We start from the raw sequence: 20,482 nt of genomic DNA, 5'->3' as shown, positions 1-20,482 counted from the left end.
TTAATTAAGAAGGTATATTTTGTAGCTGTTTGAAGCGAGACGAGCGAGTTTTGGCAAAAGGTATGCCACTAAGCCAAGCATCCAACCTGACTAAATTCAATGCTGTAGCAGTGAGAATATGCGCCTATATGGGTTTTAACCAATCCGATGTAGCGAGAGCGACGTAGTGCGGAACGCCGTATACCTTGTGAGTGTGTTGCTTCGATGCCTGCACGCTGGTTATAATTCTTTTTCCATAGCAAGCGATTTGATTCCCTCCCTCATTCGAGCGATCGCTTCCAACCCAATCACCGAAATAGCCTTTCGCTACAGCTCTGGCGTGACCTCCAGATAACGCTGAAGACCTGCTTGTATTTGACTACTGGATACTGGAGAACGGAAGCGACGACTTTTCCAATGTCGCCTAACCCACTTTTACCGACTTTTGACCATTAAAAAGCCCCACTTCCAAGGGCAAGGGAATATTTTGAAGTTTTAAGCCGTTTTCCTGTGAGCGAAACTTCTATAGTAAGGCTCCTATTTGATTCTTGCGAAGCTAGGTACACATCTATCCCTTCTTTCCTATTCCCTGCCCACCCAAGTAAATTCTCCGAATCAAATCGGATTGCTATAATATCACTGCTATTGAATAGCAGCTTATATATTTGCTAAATTAATAGCCAATGATTGTAGAGATTGTGGAACAATCTCATCACTTACTGAAAAATCGTATACATTATTGACTACACCTAAGCTCAAGGCAGCCTTTTGGTAGTCGTTAACAATATCCTGATTTAATCCGCGTGAGTATAATTGATTAGCCAAACTAATGACATCCTCAATCAAGGCATTGTTATTGATGCTGAGGGGTGCGCTATTAGCTTTAGGCGCGTAAGTATAAAAAATTATAGAATCAAGCTTGCCATCAGCATTAGAGTCAGTAACTTTGGATATGCGGTTGCCTTTGACATCGTAAGTATAAAAAATTAGGGAGTCGGGCTTGCCGTCAGCATTGGAGTCAGTAATTTCTGATGTGAGGTTTCCTTTAGCGTTGTAAGTATAAATACTTAGCAATTCCGGCTTGCCATCAGCATTGTTGTCATAAATTTCGGATGTGAGGTTGCCTTTGGCATTGTAGGTATTGGTAGTTTTGAAGTCCGGCTTGCCATCAGCATTATTGTCATAAATTATGGATGTGAGGTTGCCTTTGGCATTGTAAGTAAAACTACTTACAGAATCAGTCTTGCCATCAGCATTGAAGTCATTACTTTCTGATGTGAGGTTGCCTTTGGCATCGTAAGTGTAGGTATTTATATAGTTAGCTTGTCCATCAGCATCAGAGTCAGTAGTGTCTGAGATACGCTTACCGTAAACGTTATAAGTATAAATACTTATAAAATCCTGCATTCCATCAGCATTGTAGTCATAACTTTCGGATATACGGTTACCTTTATTGTCGTAAGTAAAAGTAACTTTAGAATCGGGCTTACCATCAGCATTGGAGTCAGTAATTTCTGATGTGAGGTTTCCTTTAGCATTGTAAGTATAAATATACTTATAGTCAGCCTTTCCATCAACATCGTAGTCATAGCTTTCTGATGTAAGTTTACCTTGGGCATTGTAAGTAAAACTACTTTTAGAATCGCTCTTCCCATCAGCATTGAAGTCATCCATTACGGATATGCGTTTTCCCTTAGTATTGTAAACAAAATTACTAATAGAATCAGCTTTTCCATCAGCATTTTCGTCCGAGCTTTGGGATACGAGGTTACCTTTGGTATCGTATTTATAGGTAACTCTTTTGTCCAATGATCCGTTGCCGTCGAAGTCATAGCCTTCAGTTATCAATTTATATTTTTGAGGCATTTTCTTTAACAGTAATAATACTGACGTGAAATTACTGAATCAATTATATGAATATGTGCTCTATTTCTGGGTAAATTTTAGAAAATTGATACGTGTTGTAACATGATTTTGACTGTTTAAAATCATTACAGTAAAGTCATAAATTTGAAAAAATCCACATCCACCGTTAGAAAGATTTTATGTATAAATTTTCAGGTTTTGTCTTCAATTTCAGTAAGTGCTTATACTACTTATCGATGGAATAAACAGTATCGCTAGTTACCTGTTAACAGATAAATCAATAGTGAATTCTTGAGTACAAGAAGAATTTACGATTGACTTTTAAGTAGCTCCAGGCGATCGCGCTTCCAAGGACAAAGGGATATTTTAGAATTTTGCCAGCACACACAGCAAAGCCGAAGCTTTAACTCAGCCCAACGTGAGTTCGATGAACCTCTCCCCAACCCCTCTCCGACGCGGAGAGAAGCTTAAATATCTTGGTTTTCAACGAAAAAATCCAGATTTTAAAGCCTCTTCTCTTTTAGGGGAGAGGTTTAGAGAAAGGTTTTTTAAATCTGTCGAACTTACGTTAAATTATTGACTGCGCCTAAGCTCAACGCACTCTTTTGGTAGTCGCTCAAAATATCGTTATTTAATTCGCGTGAGTATAATCCATCAGCCAAACTGATGACATTATTAATAGAGCCATTGTTCTTGATGCTGAGGGATGCGCTAATATCTATGGGTACGTAAGTATAAGTAGCTATATAGTCAGAATTGCCATCCGCGTTGTAGTCATAAACTTCGGATGTGCGGTTACCGTTAGCATCGTAAGTATAAGTAGCTATGTAGTCAGTCTTGCCATCCGCATTAGAGTCAGTACTTTCGGATATGCGGTTACCTTTAGCATTGTATGCATAAGTATTTATGGAGTCAGGCTTGCCATCAGCATTGTAATCAGAAATTTCAGATCTAAGGTTGCCTTTGGCATCGTATCTATAAGAAATTATAGAGTCAGGCTTGCCATCAGCATTGTAGTCAGAAATCCCGAATATGCGGTTACCTTTAGCATTGTATGCATAAGTATTTATGGAGTCAGGCTTGCCATCAGCATTGTAATCAGAAATTTCGGATCTAAGGTTGCCTTTGGCATCGTATGTATAAGTATATTTGTAGTCAGCCCGTCCATCACCATTGGTGTCATAACTTTCGGATGTGCGGTTACCTTTGGCATTGTATGTATAAGAAATTATATATTCAGGCTTGCCATCAGCATTGGTGTCAGTAATTTCTGATGTGCGGTTGCCTTTGGCATCGTATCTATAAGAAATTATAGAGTCAGGCTTTCCATCAGCATTGGCGTCATAACGTTCGGATGTGCGGTTGCCTTTGGCATCGTATGTATAAGTATATTTGTAGTCAGTCTGTCCATCACCATTAGTGTCATAACTTTCAGATATGCGGTTACCTTTGGCATCGTATGTATAAGAAATTCTGGAATCAGGCTTTCCATCAGCGTTGGTGTCAGAAATTTCGGATATGCGGTTACCTTTGGCATCGTATGTATAAGAAATTCTGGAGTCAGGCTTTCCATCAGCATTAGTGTCAAGAATGTATGATGTAAGGTTACCTTTGTTATCATATGTATAACTATTTATATAGTCAGCCTTTCCATCAGCATTGGTGTCATAACTTTCGGAAATCTTATTGCCTTTAGCATCGTACTTATAGTTAACTATAAGTTCAAATATTCCGTCACCATTGTTATCTATTCGTTGAGTTATCAACTTGTATTGTTGAGGCATTTTTCTAGCTAGTAATAATAGCGTGAAATTACTCGATCATTATATCAGCCGATTTCTTCAAGGATAATTTCTAGAAAATTCAAACTTGTCGTAGCATGAATATGATGAGTTAAAATCGTTGCAACGGTATATACATTTTAGAATGCTTTACATCCATCTTTAGAAAGAATTAATCTAGAAATTTTAGTATGTCTTTGTGCTGCTTAATGATGGAAGAAACTGTATCGGTAGTGACTCATTAACAGTTAAATTGTTATTTGCGATCGCCCTTAGACACTGTGCTAGGCGCGATCGCACTTCCAGAAGGGGAAATATTGGAGTTTTGTAAGCACTGCAAAGCAAAAGTAGCGATCGCAAAACTCCAAAATTACGTTATTTTAGACTCGTGCTATTTCGATCACAGTCTAACTATATGCTAAATCACTAGTTAACAGTGTATTCATTGCCAGGTTCGATCCCAATACTTGTGCAGAGTTGGGGGTTATCTCATCAGGAGCGGAGAAATTTGGTGAATTGACTGCACCTAAACTCAACACGGGCTTGCCATTACCTTTGGTATTGTAAGTCAAGTAAGCTTGATAGTCAGGCTGTCCATCAGCATTGTAGTCATAACTTATTGATGTGCGATTGCCTTTGGCATCGTAGGTATAAATGTTTATATATTGGTGCTTCCTCTAGGGTGAGGAAGCACAGCCTCTGGTGCAACTTCCTCAAAAGGAAACCAGAGAAGATGAAGATGGAGGGACAAAGAGATTAAGCGAGTATAAATGCACATTCCCCTTATCCCCTGTATTCAGGTTGTTGGGCTATTCGCTGGTGGTTCTTCCGCAGGGGGTGCAAGTACCGCATCCGGAGCAATTTCTTCAACGGGAATCGGTTCTTTGTCCTCAGTTTCGTTATGTGGTTGTGCTGCTTCTACTAATTCAGGTGATGGGGGATTTGGTGGAATCACTTCCGGCAAATTCTCAGTTTTTGCTTCGGTGTCGGTAGTGCTGACTACTCCATCGGCTGGTTGTTGTGGTGTGGGAGTTGGAGATTCGATGTCAGCGGTGACTAATTCCCCTACAGGTTGTTCTGGTATGGGAGTAGTTCTGTCGATAATCTCAACAGTGGGTGGAACTTTGGGAGTAGAGGAAGTTGCCCCAGTTTTATTGGTTGCGGGCGCTTTTTTGCTCACCGTCTGTTGTACTCGGTTTTTCACACCACCAAAAGTGCTACCAAGTCCCTGCTGTAACTGTGCTAGCCGTTCCTGAAGCGACAATTTATTAACTTGCTGCTGAATCGAAGTTTTAACAGTTTCAGAACTGGGCACTGGAGTTTGTTGCGCCTGTGGTGTCACTTGCCGACGTAATGAAAGAGTTTGCCAACCAAACCAACCCAAAAGAGCGACACTAGCTACATGACCTAGCAAAAGGCCTCCGGTAATGCGTTGTGCAAATACCCACAAAACCAAGGCGTAGAATAACCCTACACCGCTCCAGATAAAATCATTCTTACGATGGATTTCTGGGAAGAAGAAAGCTGCTAAATAAATGGCTAAACTACCAAGGCCCACCGCCAAAGCTAGGACATATGCCAGCATTATTTGGTTACTCCTTACTATGACCTTTAACTAGAGATTAGGGATTAGAAATTAGGAATTAGAAATAAATTAGATTTCCTGCTTCCCAGTAACCATTCCCGATCCTTTAACTAGATATTTTAATTTTGCAAATTTTGCAAGGCAATTGTTGATTTAGATACAAATTAGAACTATTTATCTGTGTTAGTTGTGTATCTTTGCAGTCTAGATCAACACTTTCTTAATGTCTTCTTTAGGAGAGAAGCGAAAATATCGGACTACCCTTAAAGATAAAAGGATCTGCAAGAGTTAGCCAAACATAGTTTATGACCCTACAAAGCTTTGGTGTGATTGGTTTAGCCGTTATGGGCGAGAATATCGCTCTAAACGTCGAGCGTAATGGCTTCCCAATTGCAGTTTACAACCGATCCAGAGAAAAAACCGATGCCTTTATGGCCCAGCGTGCGCCAGGAAGGAACGTCAAAGCCGCCTTTACCCTGGAAGAATTCGTAGCTTCACTAGAACGTCCCCGCAAAATCTTAGTGATGGTACAAGCTGGTAAGCCAGTCGATGCGGTGATTGCTCAACTCAAACCCTTACTAGATGAAGGCGATATCATTATCGACGGTGGCAACTCTTGGTTTGAAGATACAGAACGACGCACTCAGGAATTAGAACCCGCTGGGCTGCGGTTTCTTGGTATGGGTGTCAGTGGTGGCGAAGAAGGAGCGCTGAATGGCCCCTCACTGATGCCTGGAGGTACACAAAGCTCCTACGAGTATCTCTCACCAATTTTCAACAAAATTGCTGCCCAAGTCGATGATGGCCCTTGCGTAACTTATATTGGCCCTGGTGGTTCTGGTCACTATGTCAAAATGGTACACAACGGCATTGAGTATGGCGATATGCAGCTAATTGCTGAAGCCTACGATTTGCTGAAAAATGCCGCCGGACTTGACCATAATCAGCTACATGAGGTGTTTGCTGAATGGAACACCACCGATGAACTCGATTCATTTTTGATTGAGATTACGAAGAATATCTTCCCTTACATTGACCCAGAAACAAATCTACCCCTGGTGGATTTGATTGTTGACGCGGCTGGTCAAAAGGGAACTGGACGCTGGACTGTGCAGACTGCATTGGAATTGGGAGTCTCTATTCCCACAATTACAGCAGCAGTTAATGCCCGGATTATATCTTCTATTAAAGAGGAACGGGTTGCAGCATCTAAAGTCCTCACAGGCCCCAGCGGCAAGCATGAAGGGCAAACTAAGGACTTTATCAACAAAGTACGCGATGCCCTATATTGCTCAAAAATCTGTTCTTATGCTCAAGGGATGGCGCTGCTATCCACAGCTTCAAAAACATATAACTGGAATTTGAATCTGGGCGAAATGGCGCGGATTTGGAAAGGTGGTTGTATTATTCGCGCTCGCTTTTTGAATAAGATTAAGAAGGCTTTTAGCGAAAATCCAGCTTTGCCTAACTTGCTGTTAGCTCCCGAATTTAAGCAGACAATTCTCGACAGACAGACTGCTTGGCGGGAAGTGATTGCGACAGCTGCAACACTGGGAATTCCCGTACCAGCGTTTAGTGCATCTTTAGATTATTTTGACAGCTATCGCCGCGATCGCTTGCCCCAAAACTTGACTCAAGCACAACGCGACTACTTCGGCGCACATACTTACCTGCGTACTGATAAACCCGGAAGTTTCCACACCGAATGGGTTCCCATTGCTGAGAAACAATAAACTACATCTTTTGAAGGTGTAAAAAAGTTCAGTCTCTAGATAGTGGTTCTGATTTTCAGAGCCACTTTTTTGTTACTAAACTTTTGTTAATAGCGTTCAGTTACGACACAATTTTTGCCACTTTTCCTTCCCGCAAGGGAAACAAGAGTTAAGTCTATTTGATGTTTTTTCAAGATTATTAATCCATGTAGAGGTACTTATTACCTTACTAATGTATCTTGGGCAACTAAGGTTGCTCTGTGAAGTTCTTCATCAGTAGCAGTGCCTGCATTGTTTTTGAATGTTCGAGGGTGCGTAGCGTAGCCCGTCATAGACATCGCCTGCTTTAAACCTATCACTAGAAGTGCGTAGACGCTGCATCAGTAAGTCAAAAGACATCGCGTATACTAAGACATTAATATTAAGGGTGTAACAAATTTATTCCAAGCGCAGAAAGTAACACTCTTGGCATCGAGAGCAGCAGTAGAGGTTTGCTTTTAACTTATAATCAAAACAACTTGCCTTCAGGAGATTGACAAAATGACATATATCTCCACAAAAACCCTCACATTTGAAGATTTTCTCTCCGAATACCGAGACAATCCCCGCTATGAATTGGCAGACGGAGAACTAATCGACATGGAACCAACTGGCCCGCACGAAACTGTGAGTGGTAAACTTGCAACGCAAATAGGAATCTACCTTGTTGCAGAAAAACTTCCCTGGTTTATTCCTCGCACTTGTTTAATTTATCCCTTTGCAGATATAGCTACAGTTCGTCGTCCTGATATTGCGGTTCTTGATGAAACCGTTCTCGACCGTGAACCCCTTTGGGAACGAGAACCCGTAATTACTCTTGGACGCTCAATTAAACTGGTGGTTGAAGTCGTTAGTACCAACTGGGAAACTGATTATGCGCGGAAAGTTGAAGAATATGCACTCTTAGGCATTCCTGAATATTGGATTGTGGATTATCGCGGATTGGGCGGTGTGGCATTTATAGGTAAACCCAAACAACCTACTTTCACTGTCTGTCAATTGGTTGAAGACACCTATACTCAACAACAATACCGACTAAACCAACCAATTAATTCACCGCTTTTGCCTGGTCTTCAGCTTCGTTTAGATGAAATCCTTCCTCGTTAAGTATAAGCGCAGAAGAAGAGTGAGAAGCGATCGCTTTATGGCGACCTAATTTAAAAGGCGAAGCTGACAATCACTTAATTGAATTAGTAGTTGCTGGGAATGCTCAAATTATTGCCACTCACAATGTCAAAGATTTCCAAAATGCTGAATTGTTATTTCCTAACTTATCAATATTAAAACCCGAAGAAATTATTAGGAGTTAAACAAAAATGGCAACTTTAACTATTCGTCTACCAGACGATAAGCATAATAGATTGAAAGAACTTGCTCAAGCCAAAGGCATAAATGTCAATAAGTTGATTGAAGAACTCTCCACTATAGCTCTAGCAGAATTTGATGCCAATACAAGATTTAAAGCAATGGCTGCAACTGGCAACCTAGAAGAAGGCTTAAGAATACTGGCTAAACTTGATGCTCTGACAGAATAGAGCTTGTAGCGTGATGATGCAAGCACTCACAGGAGACGATCACCTGTAGTAAAGTATTAGACGCGTAGACGCTGCATCGGCTTGTCGCTAGACATCGCCTGCTTTAAACCTATCACCAGAAGTGCGATCGCCACCTCATCTAAGTATTTTGATCGCACCCTTCGCAGGTATACAAATCAAAACTAAGTGGATATTTTGAGAATAAAAAATTAGATCAACTTTGTCCCTAGCTGAATATTGGGTTTTCAACCTATCAAAATGTAAGTTCGACAAAATACGATTACAGCCTAAAATACCCCGATTCAGCAAGGATTTTGATGGTTATTATTACCAAGATATTTAGCTTTTAATTCTTCTAATTCTTGATCTAATTTGTCTGTAGTAGCAGGCTGATGCTTAGAATTTGGTGATTGTGCAGGTATATTTTTAGGTTGTGGTTTACTGACTGTAAATTGAGTTTTGAGTTCTTGTAATTCTTTTTCAATTGAACTAGGGGAGATAACTGGGGGTGTAGAGGTTGGCGGTGTTGCAGGTGTGAGAACTGGCGGAGCTTGGGAATTTAAGTCTTTGAGAACTTCGTCTACTGTTTGATAACGGCGGACGGGGATACTTTGTAGCATCTTGTCAAGAATGCGACTCAACTCGTTACTAATAGGAGTTGTGATGTACTGCTGCCAAATCCAAGCGTCATTATTAATATCATAAGAATCAAAAGGCGATCGCTCGGTTAATAATCGAATACAAGTAGCGCCCAAGCTGTAGATATCGCTGGCAAAAATAGCGTGTCCTCTCATTTGTTCTGGGGCGACATATTCAGGACTACCAATACTTGTACCAGTTCTGTTGAGGGCGGTGCTGGTGGCAGATTTAGAAGCACCAAAATCTACTAAAACTAATTTGCGATCGCTACTACGTAAAATAATATTTTCGGGTTTAATATCGCGGTGAATTACTTGTCTTGCATGACAAAATTGTAGTACTGGCAATAAATCATTAAGCAATTGCCGGATCTGCACTTCGTTGAAAGCGCCTTGGTGTACTAATTCCTGCGCTAAGTTTTGTCCATCGATAAATTCTTGTACAAGATACTGCCGATCATCTTGAGTAAAATATGCTAGCAGTTCTGGAATTTGGGGATGTTTGCCCAACTCATCCAACTGCACTGCTTCTTGAGTAAATAACTCCACAGCTTTTTGCACTGTATTAGTGCCTTGGGCTTGGGGGTAAAATTGCTTAATCACACAGCGTGGTTTCGAGGGTTTATCCTCATCCACAGCTAAAAAAGTTCTACCAAAACCACCTTGTCCTATCGGTTTAATAGCACGGTAGCGTTCTTTAAGGAGTAACTTAAAACCACAAGTCAGGCAAAACTTGACATTATCAGAATTTTCCGGTTTCGGGCAAAGGGGATTAAGACAGTAGCTCATGGAAGGTGGCGCTTAGAATCGCTCTTACTTGTCTTTATTGTGCCCTGCGATCGCCATAAGAGTAATTATTTCACCGTCGTTCTAAAATATAAGCACTGTTCCAGGGTTCCACCCGTTTGATTTTCCGCATGTTTTGGCAGATAAGGCAATTGTGCTTATTGCGAAAATACTTCCCATCGATTGTGCAACACCTGATCACGCTACCTGTAAGTTTGCTAACTCATTAGCATCCGCAGGTGTTTCCTTCAAAAATTTGTAGACAATATCCCGAAAACTCTGACACGCCATAATACTTGGCGACTTGGGAGTAACCCCCGCAACAATCTCAGAGTCGCCACTGGCCCGTGCAACGCGCAAAGTATGACAGCAAAAGACCTTAACAAGATACTTTTAGCAGCTTGAAGATATTCCTTAAGTCTGAAATAAAACCAACTATAAGAGTGAAGCTTTTAATTACCAAGCTATAGAAAATGTATGAAATAACATTTATACTATGTTATAAAACGAGATATTACAAAAAATTATTTATAAACACACTTTATCTTTTTCACATTTAACTGAACTATTTTCAAAAATTATAACTAACAAATAAATTAGTGAACCTTTCTAACCAAAATAATTTTTGCGCTGTGTGCAGTTATGAACAATCAAATGACGTGGAAATATATATTTCAACTCAAGGCTGTCATTAATTGGGTTGAATCTGTGTTTTTGTTATTATCCGACCAATGGATTCGTGAGTTACTTGGTCAGCAACCCCTCACCAATCCTGAATATTCACACCTATTTCTTGTGTTGGTATTCGTTATCGGGATTGGTTATTGGTGGGTTGGTAACGACATCTCTCGCAATCATGGCATCATAAAACTTGGAATTATCGCGCAATCTTCGGTTTTCGTTGTGCTGGCTTATCATACTTTGGTAAGCAAACTTCACCCATTTTATTTAATTCCAGGTGTAATTGACCTGACTTTTGCAATTCTCTTTGGTATATTTTTAAACTCTTACGCTCGAACTCAACCGACTATGGAGTAGCAAGATAAATTATTTATTATGGCACAAAAAAATGGCCCTTGGACAATACAAGAAACCCACGAAAAGTACCAAAATTCCTTTATCAATGTTCGTGAAGACCAAGTTGTCCAACCTGACGGGCAACCTGGGATGTATACTACCGTCAAAATGAAACCAGGCGTTGCGATTTTGCCAATAGATAATAATAGCAACGTGTATCTGATTCGGCAATTTCGCTATGCTCTTGGTAAAGAAAGCATCGAAGTAGTATGCGGTGCAGTTGAGGAAGATGAACCTTGGCAAGAAGCAGCACAACGTGAAATTGCAGAAGAAGTTGGCATCAAAGCATCGGAATTAATTGATTTAGGTGTGGTTGATTTAGATACATCAATTGTTCGTTGTCCAGTGCAGATGTTTTTGGCAAAGCAGTTAACTTTAACAGAAGCAAACCCAGAAGGCACAGAGACGATAAAAACAGTTAAAGTTTCTCTCGATACAGCTGTGCAAATGGTGATGGATAGTGTGATTACACACGCACCAAGCTGCGTGCTAATTCTGAAAGCGCGTAACTATATATATCAGCTCTGACTAATGGAAAGCTCCAATTTAAATCGAGGTATTGCATACACTTGGGGGTCTACACCTGAAGAAAGGTTGATGCCGTTTCCATGCGACAAATATATAGAAAATAGTGATGAGGCATATTTCCGAGCCATAGATGTGAAAGCCCCAACTCAAATTTTATTTCGATGGCTATGTCAACTTAAAATTGGCTCATATAGTTATGACTGGATTGACCGCCTCGAAAGGATATTTTTTCCAGTTCAAGATTCAATATCAGACCCTCCAAGCCCAAAACAACTACTTCCAGGGGTAGAAAATTTAGCGCCTGGTCAAAGAGTTATGGGCGTTTTTAAACTCGTTGAGTTTGAACAAAATCGACATTTAACGATAGTAATGGATGATGAAAGAGCCATTACTATGTTTGGTAATATTGCAGCGAGTTATGTAGTTTTTCCGATATCAGAAAATGCTTGTCGCTTGATTCTTAAAGGGCATATCCGCTATCCCAGGAATAGATTTTGGTCATGGATACGCTATGTTTTGCCTTGGGGAGATTTATTGATGATGCGTCAGCAGTTTTTGAGGTTAAAAAATTTAGCTGAATCTAGCTATGAGGTGAAGATTTAGGACATGAAAAGGTACAAAATAGTCTTCCAAATCATACTTGCGATCGCAATGGTAGTAGTTGGTGTTTTACACTTTACTCACACAGGGGGATTTGAGAAGATTGTGCCAGACTATCTTTCCTACCATTTACCATTGGTCTACACTAGCGGGTTTTTGGAAGTTTTGGGTGGGATAGGATTATTAATTCCTAGTGTCAGCCGTTTTGCTGCATGGCTTCTTGTTGTCCTTTATATTGTTGTTTTTCCAGCTAATCTTTATCAGGCAGTTAATAACATCAAGGTTGCAGCATTGCCACACGACCCGCCACTAATTTGGTTGCGACTTCCTTTTCAGGCTCTCTTAGTCGCTTGGGCTTGGTGGTTTACAAGAAAGAATATAACTGAGACAACCGAATGAGTAAGCTGCAAATCGGTACTAGTGGTTGGGTTTATAAGCATTGGATGGACATTTTCTATCCCCCACATTTGCCTAGCGACCAGCAACTATCATTTTACGCCCAACACTTTTCTAGTGTAGAAATTAACTTTTCCTTTTATCGTTTGCCAGAGCGGTCTGTGTTTGAAAATTGGCAGGAGCAAACACCTTCTGAGTTTCTTTTTGCTGTCAAAGGTAGCCGCTATCTCACCCACATGAAAAAGTTAAAAGACCCGATAGAGCCGCTATCTCGCCTAATGGAACGTGCATCTGGATTGCAAGAAAAGCTCGGCCCTATTTTGTTTCAATTTCCTCATACTTGGCACATTAATATTGAGCGTCTTCAGCCCTTTTTGGAATTACTACAAACCTATCCAAAACAACAATTTACAGTTGAATTCCGTCACTCAAGTTGGCTAATTCCCCAAGTTTACAAACTACTGGAAAGTGCAGGTGTAGCCCTTTGTCTACCTGTAAGCCCAACAGTTCCCCTTGATGTCTGTTTGACTACCCGTTGGACTTATATTCGTATGCACAGCGGGCAATGGAACGTAGGATATAGCGATGAGGAATTATCTACATGGGCTGAACGTATCCGTTCATTTCTTAAGCAGGGGATTGACGTTTACGTGTACTTCAACAACGACCCCGATGGACATGCTATTCGTGATGCTCAACGACTGCATATTTTGCTGGGATCTTGGTAAAAGGTACTGGGGATTAGGGATTAGGTTTCCACTCGTAAAAATTATGGAATTCTGCTTTGAACCGTCCCAAATTTTAGAACAATTCCCTAATACCCAGTACCCACGACCAGTTGAAAACCTATTATTCTACTTTAATCAAATCTGTTGACTGCTTGATTGGCAACAGTATTTGCATTAGCTGACCCAATGGCATAGAGCGTTGCTCATGAACAAAGACTAAGGGTACAAGTGCAACCATTCGTAGTAAGCCTGAGAGAACAAATAGCCCTAACAAACCCGCAGCATTAGGCAGAGTTGCGAGAAAACTTCCGGCAGTGATACCGATTGCTCCAGTGATACCAGCAATTGCTCCTGCGATCGCAAAATAACTAGACTGATAACGCAACGGTGCTATTCCCATCATCATATTATTAGTACACAAATCAATTGCCGCCCAAGTCCCGCCGGCTAGTATATGCAACACAGGTAACCAGACCCAATAGGAAATTTGATCACTTCCAACCACCAGCCACAGCAGAGGTGTCACCGCCACTAACACTCCCACTAATAGCAGTAGCGGGCGATTGCCAATTCGGTCAGCCAGTTTGCCCCACAAAAGCAGCATTAACATATTCGCACCAGTCCCTAAGCCGTGATAAATCGTTACCACACTGATATCTATATCCAGGTTATCCAGCATATAGAGATTAAAGAAAGGAGCGCTGATGTTAACAGCAAAGCACCAAATACTCAGATAAAGCACAAACTTTACAAAATTAGCATCTTTGAAGAGGGTAAAATCTATTGCCTGGGGTTTTGACTCGGATGTATCAGAATCTGCGACCTTTAAAAGCTGCGGATTCACATCAGTCATCCAGATCTGACAGCCCACACTGATTAGTCCCAGGATGATCCCTAAAACCAAGACTACACTGTAACCTTGAAGTGTTCCACCAGGCCAAGCCGATACTGCCAAACCCAGCAGTGGTACAGCAACAAAGTTCGTCAAACCGAGAATACTATTACGAAAGCCGAAATACCGCCCCCGCAATTGCTGAGGTACTAACACAGCTGTCCAACCAAGCCAAGGCGCACGACCGAAAGCTTCGATGATATTAGCCCCTAAGAGTATTCCCAATGTCAACTGCACTACTTGCTGCCCAGCCATGTGAGATGATGTAACCAACCAAATCGCTGGCACAAGAATCAACCACAGCAGCCGCGACGGAAGGAAAATACCTAAAAAATACCAGCGAAAGCTAGTACTTCGGTCTACCAAATACGCTCCCAGCGGTTGGAGCAGATTCACCATTTGAGGAATAGCAGCGAGCAGACCAATTTCTACTGGCCCAGCACCTAACTCTAGCAAGAAATTACTGAGCAACGCGCCGCCGATGATACTATAAAAAATCGCAGCAAAGACGCTCTCAAAAGTTAACGCCCTGAGACTAGTCCGAATTTCTGGCTTAGAAATTAATTTCAAAAACCGTTTCGGAGTTGCAGAAATTACTGTTTCTGTTAATGACCTATCCTCTGAAATCTCTTGAATAGGGATAGGAGGAAGAGTACTTGCTTCTAGTGGAATGGCATCTTCTTGGTGCTGAACCATATTATTTGATTAACATTTAAAAAGTTTAATTTTCATAGCAAATCTTTCCTCTATTAATAGTAATTAGTAAATTGTTATAGAGGAGTTCACAAATAAGTTCTGACGCACTACCTTTGCTCACTCATCCAGAGGAACAATCCACAGCAAGTGTTAACTATACACTAGGTTTCATAAAAAAAGTGGCAGATAATTGCGTCTGTTATTTAATAAGCTAAAATTATATTTTGATTGACATTATGGTTATGTATAAAACTTACTTAGTAACTTTATTATCATAAATATTTTTATCAAATATTTTCTCGCTTTTCTTAAAAACCTAACGAAAATTGCGAAATTCAGTCTTGAGGATTATTACTTTTATAGATTAATCTGCTAATTTGGCTATTTCTAGTACACATAGGAGGAAATTAACCTGCGTTTATACAGCTAAGAGTTGAGGATTGAGGCGTGAGTTGAACTTCTTGGAGTAGCCTTGACATCTGAAGCGGGGAAATAGTTTTCAATGTACTCTGGTGGATTATCTCATCCGCTAATTCTAGCGCCGTTCGATAACTAATATGTCACCAATTGCATAAGCCTTGAGAAGATAATTTCACCAGGAATATCTATCGTGAGGTCATCATTGTTCACCCTAGTAATTGTGCCACGATCGCAGTACCAGTAAGAAAAGCTTTTATGCAACAGACGGAAATTAACGATATATCGGCAGATAGTTCCTTAGTTGATCCTGAAAAAGACCTCCTGGGACACGCCAACTTCGCCAAGTATCTAGCAGATAGCATTTGCAAAATGACCTTTCCTGAAGGTTTCGTTATTGCAGTTTACGGTTCTTGGAACTCTGGTAAATCCACACTATTGAACTTTGTAGTTCATTATCTGCAGCAAAAACCAGAGGAAGAACAACCAATCATCGTTCCTTTTAATCCCTGGTTATTCTCTGGGTATCAAGACATTACAAGACGCTTTTTTGAACAATTGCAAGACGTGTTAAGCCAAGTAACACCTGTGTCCAAAAGTTTGAAAGATAGAATAGCTGATTTTGCCAACCTTATTTCGGAAATCCCTATACCTTATGCTCAAACTGGCAAGGCAGTAGCAACATTATTGGATGAGGATGACAAGGAAGCTTCGGAATTAAAAGAAGAAGTAGAAGACAAGCTAGTACAGCAGCAACAGCGAATAGTCGTAACGATTGACGATATTGATCGGCTTCCTGCTGATGATATCATGCAGCTATTTCGTATTTTCAAAGCAATACCAAATTTTAACAACGTTGTCTATCTTTTGGTATTTGATAAAGAAGTTGTACTGAAAACAATTACAGATAACAAAGAAAAATCAAGAGAAGCCTACTTAGAAAAAATTATTAATGTTGCTTTTGAGTTACCTAGCCCAGATAAAACCTCACTTCGCAGGCTACTTTTTGAAAAGCTTGACAGCATATTTTCTGACATCAAAAAACAAGAAGTTAACCAAAATCGCTGGGGTAATATTTACTTCCAAGGAATAGACCACTTTATTACTAATATCCACGACATTGTTCGTTTTACTAACATTTTAATAGTGACATATCCAGCAGTAAAAGGTGAAGTCAACCCCGTTGATTTCATTGCTATTGAGTCGCTGCGAGTTTTTTGCCCAATGATATATGGCATAATCTTTCAAAATCCTCATATTTTCGCAGGAGACTTACACTCGTCAATAAATGAACTCAAAAGCTTGCTTGATACCTGGATTGCTCAACTGCGAGATGAAGACAAGCAGCCTATCAAAAATCTGCTTATGTACCTTTTTCCTAAGTTAAAATCCGTTTGGGGTAATAGTTATATAGATGAGCAAGAAGAGTTTGAATGGCGTCAGCAACTACGTGTATGTAGTTTAGAAATATTTCCTATTTACTTTCGTCTAACTTTATCAGCAGGTGAATTATCTAATATTCAGATAAAAGCTATTCTTGCTTTGGCTGGAGATGCAGAAAAATTTAGAGACTATCTCATAGAACTTACTAAGCAAAAACGTCCAGACGGCACGTCGCAAATTAGGGTATTTTTGGAACAACTTGAAAATTTTGCTGAACAAGAAATTCCTGTAAATTTTATTCCCTCAATTGCGCAAGCTTTGTTTGATGTAAGCGAGCATATTCTTTTGTGTCATCAAGAAGAGCGTAATGGAATTCTTAATTTCGGAGATGAAGTTATAATAACTCGTTTAATTTCACAAATATTGCATAGGCTTGACGAACCAGAACGGCTTGAGGTGTTAAAAAAAGCAATTAATCAAGGTAAAGGATTAACAATAATTAATCATGAGCTAGCAACACTAAAACAGCAGCAAAGTAAATATGCTTTAGATAAGTATAACTTAGAAGAAGAATGGCTAGTGAATCCAAAACACCTCAAAGAACTAGAAGAAATTGCCGCACATAAGCAGCAAACAATTGACATCAAATGATTGTGATATTTATTACAATCAATCTTTAACGTAGAGTCTATCTAGTGAAAGAGTTGAAGTAAAGTCGACTCTCGCTAGCATTGTCAGCATTAGGTTTGATATTATCTTCTAAACTTATTAGCCCCTGGTAATTCGGGGGCTTTTTGTTTGCAGCTAATTATGGAACTGGGAAAATTGGCAGCGTTTGCGCTTGCTGTTGCTCTGTAATTCAGCCACGCCGAAAAGCATAAAGGCTAAGATAGCCATATTGCTGCATCTACATTCTGCTAATCCAAAATTGCCATCATGAGCATAATTTCAACTTTACCTAACTACATCAACGGGCAATGGTGTGCGTCTAGCGCTACAAACTACTCAAATGCAATCAACCCAGCGACCGCAGAGATACTGGCTCAAGTACCTCTATCAACAGCGGCTGAGGTAAATCAAGCAGTTGTAGCAGCATCAGCAGCTTTTGTTACATGGCGGCGCACACCTTCAACAGAAAGAGTGCAGTATTTGTTTAAACTTAAAAATTTACTAGAAGAACATTATGAAGATTTGGCACGCACGATAACTTTAGAATGCGGTAAGACTTGGGCTGAGTCTAAAGGTGAAATGCGTCGTGCTATAGAAAATGTGGAAGTTGCTTGTGGTATTCCGATGATGATGCAAGGGACGAATCTGGAAGATATTGCCACAGGTATTGATGAGATGATGATTCGCCAACCTTTGGGAGTCGCGGCGGTGATTTGTCCTTTCAACTTTCCTGGGATGATTCCGTTTTGGTTTTTGCCCTATGCGATCGCAACTGGTAATACATACATTGTTAAGCCTTCGGAAAAAGTACCGCTGACAATGCAAAAAATCTTCCAACTATTAGAAAAAACGAGTTTGCCCAAAGGAGTAATCAATCTGATAAACGGTGCGAAGGAAGCTGTCGATGCGATTCTCGATCATCCTCAGATTCGGGCAATTAGTTTTGTTGGTTCGACGCCAGTAGCTAAATATATATATAGTCGAGCAGCAGCAAATGGGAAACGGGTGCAATGCCAAGGTGGTGCAAAAAATCCGCTGATTGTTTTACCAGACGCAGACATAGAAATGACTACACGCATTGCTGCTGATAGCGCTTTTGGGTGTGCCGGACAGCGTTGTTTAGCGGCATCTGTGGCAATTACTGTAGGGAATGCACGTCAGTCTTTTACAGAAGCCATGGCCGAAACAGCTAAAAAGCGTGTCGTAGGTAACGGTTTAGACAAAGGTGTAGAAATGGGGCCTGTGATTGATGTTCGCAGTAAAACACGAATTGAGGCATTAATTCAACAAGGAATAGAGGAAGGTGCAAACCTTCTGGTGGATGGACGAAAAGCGAATATTTCTGGTTATGAGCAAGGTAATTTTATTCGTCCAACAATTCTACAAGACGTCAATCCGGTAGGTGAAATCGCCCGCACAGAAATTTTTGGCCCGGTGTTGAGTTTAATACATTTGGATAGTATTGATGATGCGATCGCCTTAGTCAATAGCGGTCAATATGGCAATATGGCTTGTTTATTCACCAGCAGCGGTGCAGCAGCTCGTAAATTCCGCTACGAAGCAGAAGCTGGCAATATTGGGATCAATATTGGTGTTGCTGCACCAATGGCGTTTTTTCCCTTTAGTGGCTGGAAAGAAAGCTTCTTTGGCGATTTACACGGACAAAGCAATCATGCCGTTGAATTTTTTACCCAAACTAAAGTAGTAGTTGAACGCTGGCCCAGCAACTGGTCACGTCAATTTTAACTTGAACTGAGAGCAGCTAAATTTGTCCGCCGTTTTTGAATGCGCCTGTGGCGATTATCCCGAAAACTACGGCTCCCAAAGCTACTATTGCTGCGCTCCACTTTGCCATTGGGTGAGTATCCCACCAAGTAGACAAGCTTGGCACTGTTTTATTATTAAAATCTCCCTCAACCTTGTCAAAACCTGAAATAGGCTCCACAAGATTGTCTGGGGCGTCTTCGGACTTTGGTTGATTTGTCTTTTGTGCCTTAAAGCCTACTTGTAGCATGAAAGCATCCATTAACTGGGGTGAAAGCCTTTCGGTAAGAGCCATCATCTGTCCAACATCTCCAACCACGATATCCCTAGTAGGATGTTCAGCCACATAAAGAATTGCGTCCGCTACTGCCTGGGGAGAATAAAATGGGGGTGCTCCTTGCGGCTTTACGCCCAATTTAGTACGCGCTTTGTCGAACAAAGGTGTGTTAATTGAAGCGGGCATAACATTAGTGACGTTAATAGGTAATTTGTCATGCATCAATTCCACCCGCAAAGCTTCTAGAAAGCCATCAATTCCATGTTTAGATGCACCATAAGCACTATGGAATGGGAATGAACGCTTGGCTTCCACCGAGGAAATATGAATTAGCGATCCTCGTCCTTCGCGCTTGAGATGGGGCAAGGCAGCCATCGCTCCATATACCTGTCCCATCAAATTCACATCAATCACCCGTTTAAATTCTTCTGGTGTTGTTTGATCAAAAGTAGCGTAGAGAGCCACAGCAGCACAGTGAACCCAAGTGTCTAGCCTTCCGTATTGCTCAATAGCTTTGTCTGCGATCGCTTGAACTTGTTCAAACACTGACACGTCAGCAGGTATAGCTACTGCTTTACCGCCCATTTGTGATATTTCATTTACTAATGACTCTAATCCCGCTTCATTACGAGCAGAAACAACCAGGGATGCTCCTTTTTTGGCAAACTCAAGCGCTGTTTTTCGCCCAACTCCACTGGATGCACCTACGACTGCAACAACCTGTTGATTAATCGGCTTCAGCTGCATTTTGACTACTCCTTGAAAGTAAAAATTATAAATTCTCTACCTTATACTGGGGTGGCAAAGGTAGAGCTTTGAAAACACGTATTTGCACGACGAAATTACTTATTTGGAAAAATTCCTTAATAACTTTGCTGTACTCTCATGTTATTGACGATTCACGTTTTCTTTTGTCTATCTATCGGGGAGTTTGAAATTCTTTCTTTAGATTGAACATTTATATATTTTTATTTTGGTGACTACTGTAAAATTAATTCGTGTATAAGATAACAATTATTTTTTACAATAATTTGTATCTTCAGATATAAGTTTAATTAGATGTTTTTTCGCAGCTGATAGATTGACAGTTTGTTTATAAGCTTGTACTTCCACCTAATGCTAATCGAGTAGGTC

18 protein-coding genes are annotated in these 20,482 nt (G+C 40.6%); 10 read left to right on the top strand and 8 right to left on the bottom strand.

Annotated features, from left to right (window positions below; genetic code table 11):
* Positions 1-68: 68 nt before the first annotated feature.
* The 4 genes from AC5JL8_RS34085 to AC5JL8_RS34070 all read right to left on the bottom strand — a co-directional run bounded on the left by AC5JL8_RS34085 (position 69) and on the right by AC5JL8_RS34070 (position 5,211).
* On the bottom strand, positions 69-242 hold the full coding sequence (locus AC5JL8_RS34085) for a transposase (RefSeq protein WP_495884111.1): 174 nt from the start codon (positions 240-242) through the stop codon (positions 69-71).
* A 394-nt stretch (positions 243-636) separates the two neighbouring features.
* Complete coding sequence (locus AC5JL8_RS34080; protein WP_495884110.1) at positions 637-1,845, bottom strand: RHS repeat domain-containing protein; 1,209 nt, start codon at positions 1,843-1,845, stop codon at positions 637-639.
* Positions 1,846-2,408: 563 nt separating this feature from the next.
* The gene (locus AC5JL8_RS34075; protein WP_495884109.1) at positions 2,409-3,629 is read right to left on the bottom strand and encodes a hypothetical protein; all 1,221 of its coding nucleotides are present in this window, start codon (positions 3,627-3,629) and stop codon (positions 2,409-2,411) included.
* A gap of 793 nt (positions 3,630-4,422) precedes the next feature.
* Positions 4,423-5,211 (bottom strand): Ycf66 family protein, encoded by a 789-nt coding sequence (locus tag AC5JL8_RS34070; RefSeq protein WP_495884108.1) that lies wholly within the window; start codon positions 5,209-5,211, stop codon positions 4,423-4,425.
* Positions 5,212-5,516: 305 nt separating this feature from the next.
* Between AC5JL8_RS34070 and gnd the strand changes: the two genes are divergently transcribed.
* The 3 genes from gnd (at position 5,517) to AC5JL8_RS34055 (ending at position 8,497) form a co-directional block, all read left to right on the top strand.
* On the top strand, positions 5,517-6,944 hold the full coding sequence (gnd, locus tag AC5JL8_RS34065) for an NADP-dependent phosphogluconate dehydrogenase (protein ID WP_495884107.1): 1,428 nt from the start codon (positions 5,517-5,519) through the stop codon (positions 6,942-6,944).
* Between the two features lie 519 nt (positions 6,945-7,463).
* Entirely contained in the window at positions 7,464-8,069 is a 606-nt protein-coding gene (locus AC5JL8_RS34060; RefSeq protein ID WP_495884106.1) for a Uma2 family endonuclease, read from the top strand.
* Positions 8,070-8,278: 209 nt separating this feature from the next.
* A complete protein-coding gene (locus tag AC5JL8_RS34055) occupies positions 8,279-8,497 on the top strand; it encodes a toxin-antitoxin system HicB family antitoxin (RefSeq protein WP_495884105.1) in 219 nt (72 codons plus the stop codon).
* A 302-nt stretch (positions 8,498-8,799) separates the two neighbouring features.
* On the opposite strand, the gene AC5JL8_RS34050 is transcribed toward AC5JL8_RS34055, so the two are convergent.
* Together AC5JL8_RS34050 and AC5JL8_RS34045 are read right to left on the bottom strand one after the other, a co-directional pair.
* The gene (locus AC5JL8_RS34050) at positions 8,800-9,924 is read right to left on the bottom strand and encodes a protein kinase domain-containing protein (protein ID WP_495884104.1); all 1,125 of its coding nucleotides are present in this window, start codon (positions 9,922-9,924) and stop codon (positions 8,800-8,802) included.
* Between the two features lie 195 nt (positions 9,925-10,119).
* Positions 10,120-10,281, bottom strand: a complete 162-nt coding sequence (locus tag AC5JL8_RS34045; protein ID WP_495884103.1) for a hypothetical protein — start codon at positions 10,279-10,281, stop codon at positions 10,120-10,122.
* A gap of 282 nt (positions 10,282-10,563) precedes the next feature.
* Between AC5JL8_RS34045 and AC5JL8_RS34040 the strand changes: the two genes are divergently transcribed.
* Genes AC5JL8_RS34040 through AC5JL8_RS34020 form a run of 5 tightly spaced genes read left to right on the top strand, consistent with a single transcriptional unit; the run spans position 10,564 to position 13,250 of the window.
* On the top strand, positions 10,564-10,959 hold the full coding sequence (locus AC5JL8_RS34040; protein WP_495884102.1) for a hypothetical protein: 396 nt from the start codon (positions 10,564-10,566) through the stop codon (positions 10,957-10,959).
* Between the two features lie 18 nt (positions 10,960-10,977).
* Entirely contained in the window at positions 10,978-11,526 is a 549-nt protein-coding gene (locus tag AC5JL8_RS34035) for an NUDIX domain-containing protein (protein ID WP_495884101.1), read from the top strand.
* A gap of 3 nt (positions 11,527-11,529) precedes the next feature.
* Entirely contained in the window at positions 11,530-12,129 is a 600-nt protein-coding gene (locus AC5JL8_RS34030) for a hypothetical protein (protein ID WP_495884100.1), read from the top strand.
* Between the two features lie 3 nt (positions 12,130-12,132).
* Complete coding sequence (locus AC5JL8_RS34025) at positions 12,133-12,525, top strand: DoxX family protein (RefSeq protein WP_495884099.1); 393 nt, start codon at positions 12,133-12,135, stop codon at positions 12,523-12,525.
* Positions 12,522-13,250 carry a DUF72 domain-containing protein gene (locus tag AC5JL8_RS34020; RefSeq protein WP_495884098.1) on the top strand — a complete coding sequence of 243 codons (729 nt, stop codon included), beginning with the start codon at positions 12,522-12,524 and terminating at the stop codon, positions 13,248-13,250. Before AC5JL8_RS34025 ends, AC5JL8_RS34020 begins: the two co-directional genes overlap by 4 nt.
* Positions 13,251-13,371: 121 nt before the next feature.
* On the opposite strand, the gene AC5JL8_RS34015 is transcribed toward AC5JL8_RS34020, so the two are convergent.
* Positions 13,372-14,838, bottom strand: a complete 1,467-nt coding sequence (locus AC5JL8_RS34015; RefSeq protein WP_495884097.1) for an MFS transporter — start codon at positions 14,836-14,838, stop codon at positions 13,372-13,374.
* 675 nt (positions 14,839-15,513) lie between these two features.
* Between AC5JL8_RS34015 and AC5JL8_RS34010 the strand changes: the two genes are divergently transcribed.
* On the top strand, positions 15,514-17,289 hold the full coding sequence (locus AC5JL8_RS34010; RefSeq protein ID WP_495884096.1) for a KAP family NTPase: 1,776 nt from the start codon (positions 15,514-15,516) through the stop codon (positions 17,287-17,289).
* Between the two features lie 285 nt (positions 17,290-17,574).
* Complete coding sequence (locus AC5JL8_RS34005; RefSeq protein WP_495884095.1) at positions 17,575-19,053, top strand: CoA-acylating methylmalonate-semialdehyde dehydrogenase; 1,479 nt, start codon at positions 17,575-17,577, stop codon at positions 19,051-19,053.
* Between the two features lie 16 nt (positions 19,054-19,069).
* Here AC5JL8_RS34005 and AC5JL8_RS34000 read toward each other — a convergent pair whose 3' ends face one another.
* Entirely contained in the window at positions 19,070-20,095 is a 1,026-nt protein-coding gene (locus tag AC5JL8_RS34000) for an SDR family oxidoreductase (protein WP_495884094.1), read from the bottom strand.
* Positions 20,096-20,482: the final 387 nt, after the last annotated feature.

The organism is Mojavia sp., from assembly GCF_059505145.1.
The sequence above is the reverse complement of the archived record's forward strand: the minus strand, read 5'-3'. Positions and strand labels throughout refer to the sequence as shown.

What these genes read in the sequence shown, in the direction of transcription:
- AC5JL8_RS34080 (WP_495884110.1), bottom strand. Translation starts at nt 1,845, where the DNA reads ATGCCTCAAAAATATAAATTGATAACTGAAGGCTATGACTTCGACGGC.
- AC5JL8_RS34075 (WP_495884109.1), bottom strand. Translation starts at nt 3,629, where the DNA reads ATGCCTCAACAATACAAGTTGATAACTCAACGAATAGATAACAATGGT.
- AC5JL8_RS34070 (WP_495884108.1), bottom strand. Translation starts at nt 5,211, where the DNA reads ATGCTGGCATATGTCCTAGCTTTGGCGGTGGGCCTTGGTAGTTTAGCC.
- gnd (WP_495884107.1), top strand. Translation starts at nt 5,517, where the DNA reads ATGACCCTACAAAGCTTTGGTGTGATTGGTTTAGCCGTTATGGGCGAG.
- AC5JL8_RS34060 (WP_495884106.1), top strand. Translation starts at nt 7,464, where the DNA reads ATGACATATATCTCCACAAAAACCCTCACATTTGAAGATTTTCTCTCC.
- AC5JL8_RS34055 (WP_495884105.1), top strand. Translation starts at nt 8,279, where the DNA reads ATGGCAACTTTAACTATTCGTCTACCAGACGATAAGCATAATAGATTG.
- AC5JL8_RS34050 (WP_495884104.1), bottom strand. Translation starts at nt 9,924, where the DNA reads ATGAGCTACTGTCTTAATCCCCTTTGCCCGAAACCGGAAAATTCTGAT.
- AC5JL8_RS34040 (WP_495884102.1), top strand. Translation starts at nt 10,564, where the DNA reads ATGAACAATCAAATGACGTGGAAATATATATTTCAACTCAAGGCTGTC.
- AC5JL8_RS34035 (WP_495884101.1), top strand. Translation starts at nt 10,978, where the DNA reads ATGGCACAAAAAAATGGCCCTTGGACAATACAAGAAACCCACGAAAAG.
- AC5JL8_RS34030 (WP_495884100.1), top strand. Translation starts at nt 11,530, where the DNA reads ATGGAAAGCTCCAATTTAAATCGAGGTATTGCATACACTTGGGGGTCT.
- AC5JL8_RS34025 (WP_495884099.1), top strand. Translation starts at nt 12,133, where the DNA reads ATGAAAAGGTACAAAATAGTCTTCCAAATCATACTTGCGATCGCAATG.
- AC5JL8_RS34020 (WP_495884098.1), top strand. Translation starts at nt 12,522, where the DNA reads ATGAGTAAGCTGCAAATCGGTACTAGTGGTTGGGTTTATAAGCATTGG.
- AC5JL8_RS34015 (WP_495884097.1), bottom strand. Translation starts at nt 14,838, where the DNA reads ATGGTTCAGCACCAAGAAGATGCCATTCCACTAGAAGCAAGTACTCTT.
- AC5JL8_RS34010 (WP_495884096.1), top strand. Translation starts at nt 15,514, where the DNA reads ATGCAACAGACGGAAATTAACGATATATCGGCAGATAGTTCCTTAGTT.
- AC5JL8_RS34005 (WP_495884095.1), top strand. Translation starts at nt 17,575, where the DNA reads ATGAGCATAATTTCAACTTTACCTAACTACATCAACGGGCAATGGTGT.
- AC5JL8_RS34000 (WP_495884094.1), bottom strand. Translation starts at nt 20,095, where the DNA reads ATGCAGCTGAAGCCGATTAATCAACAGGTTGTTGCAGTCGTAGGTGCA.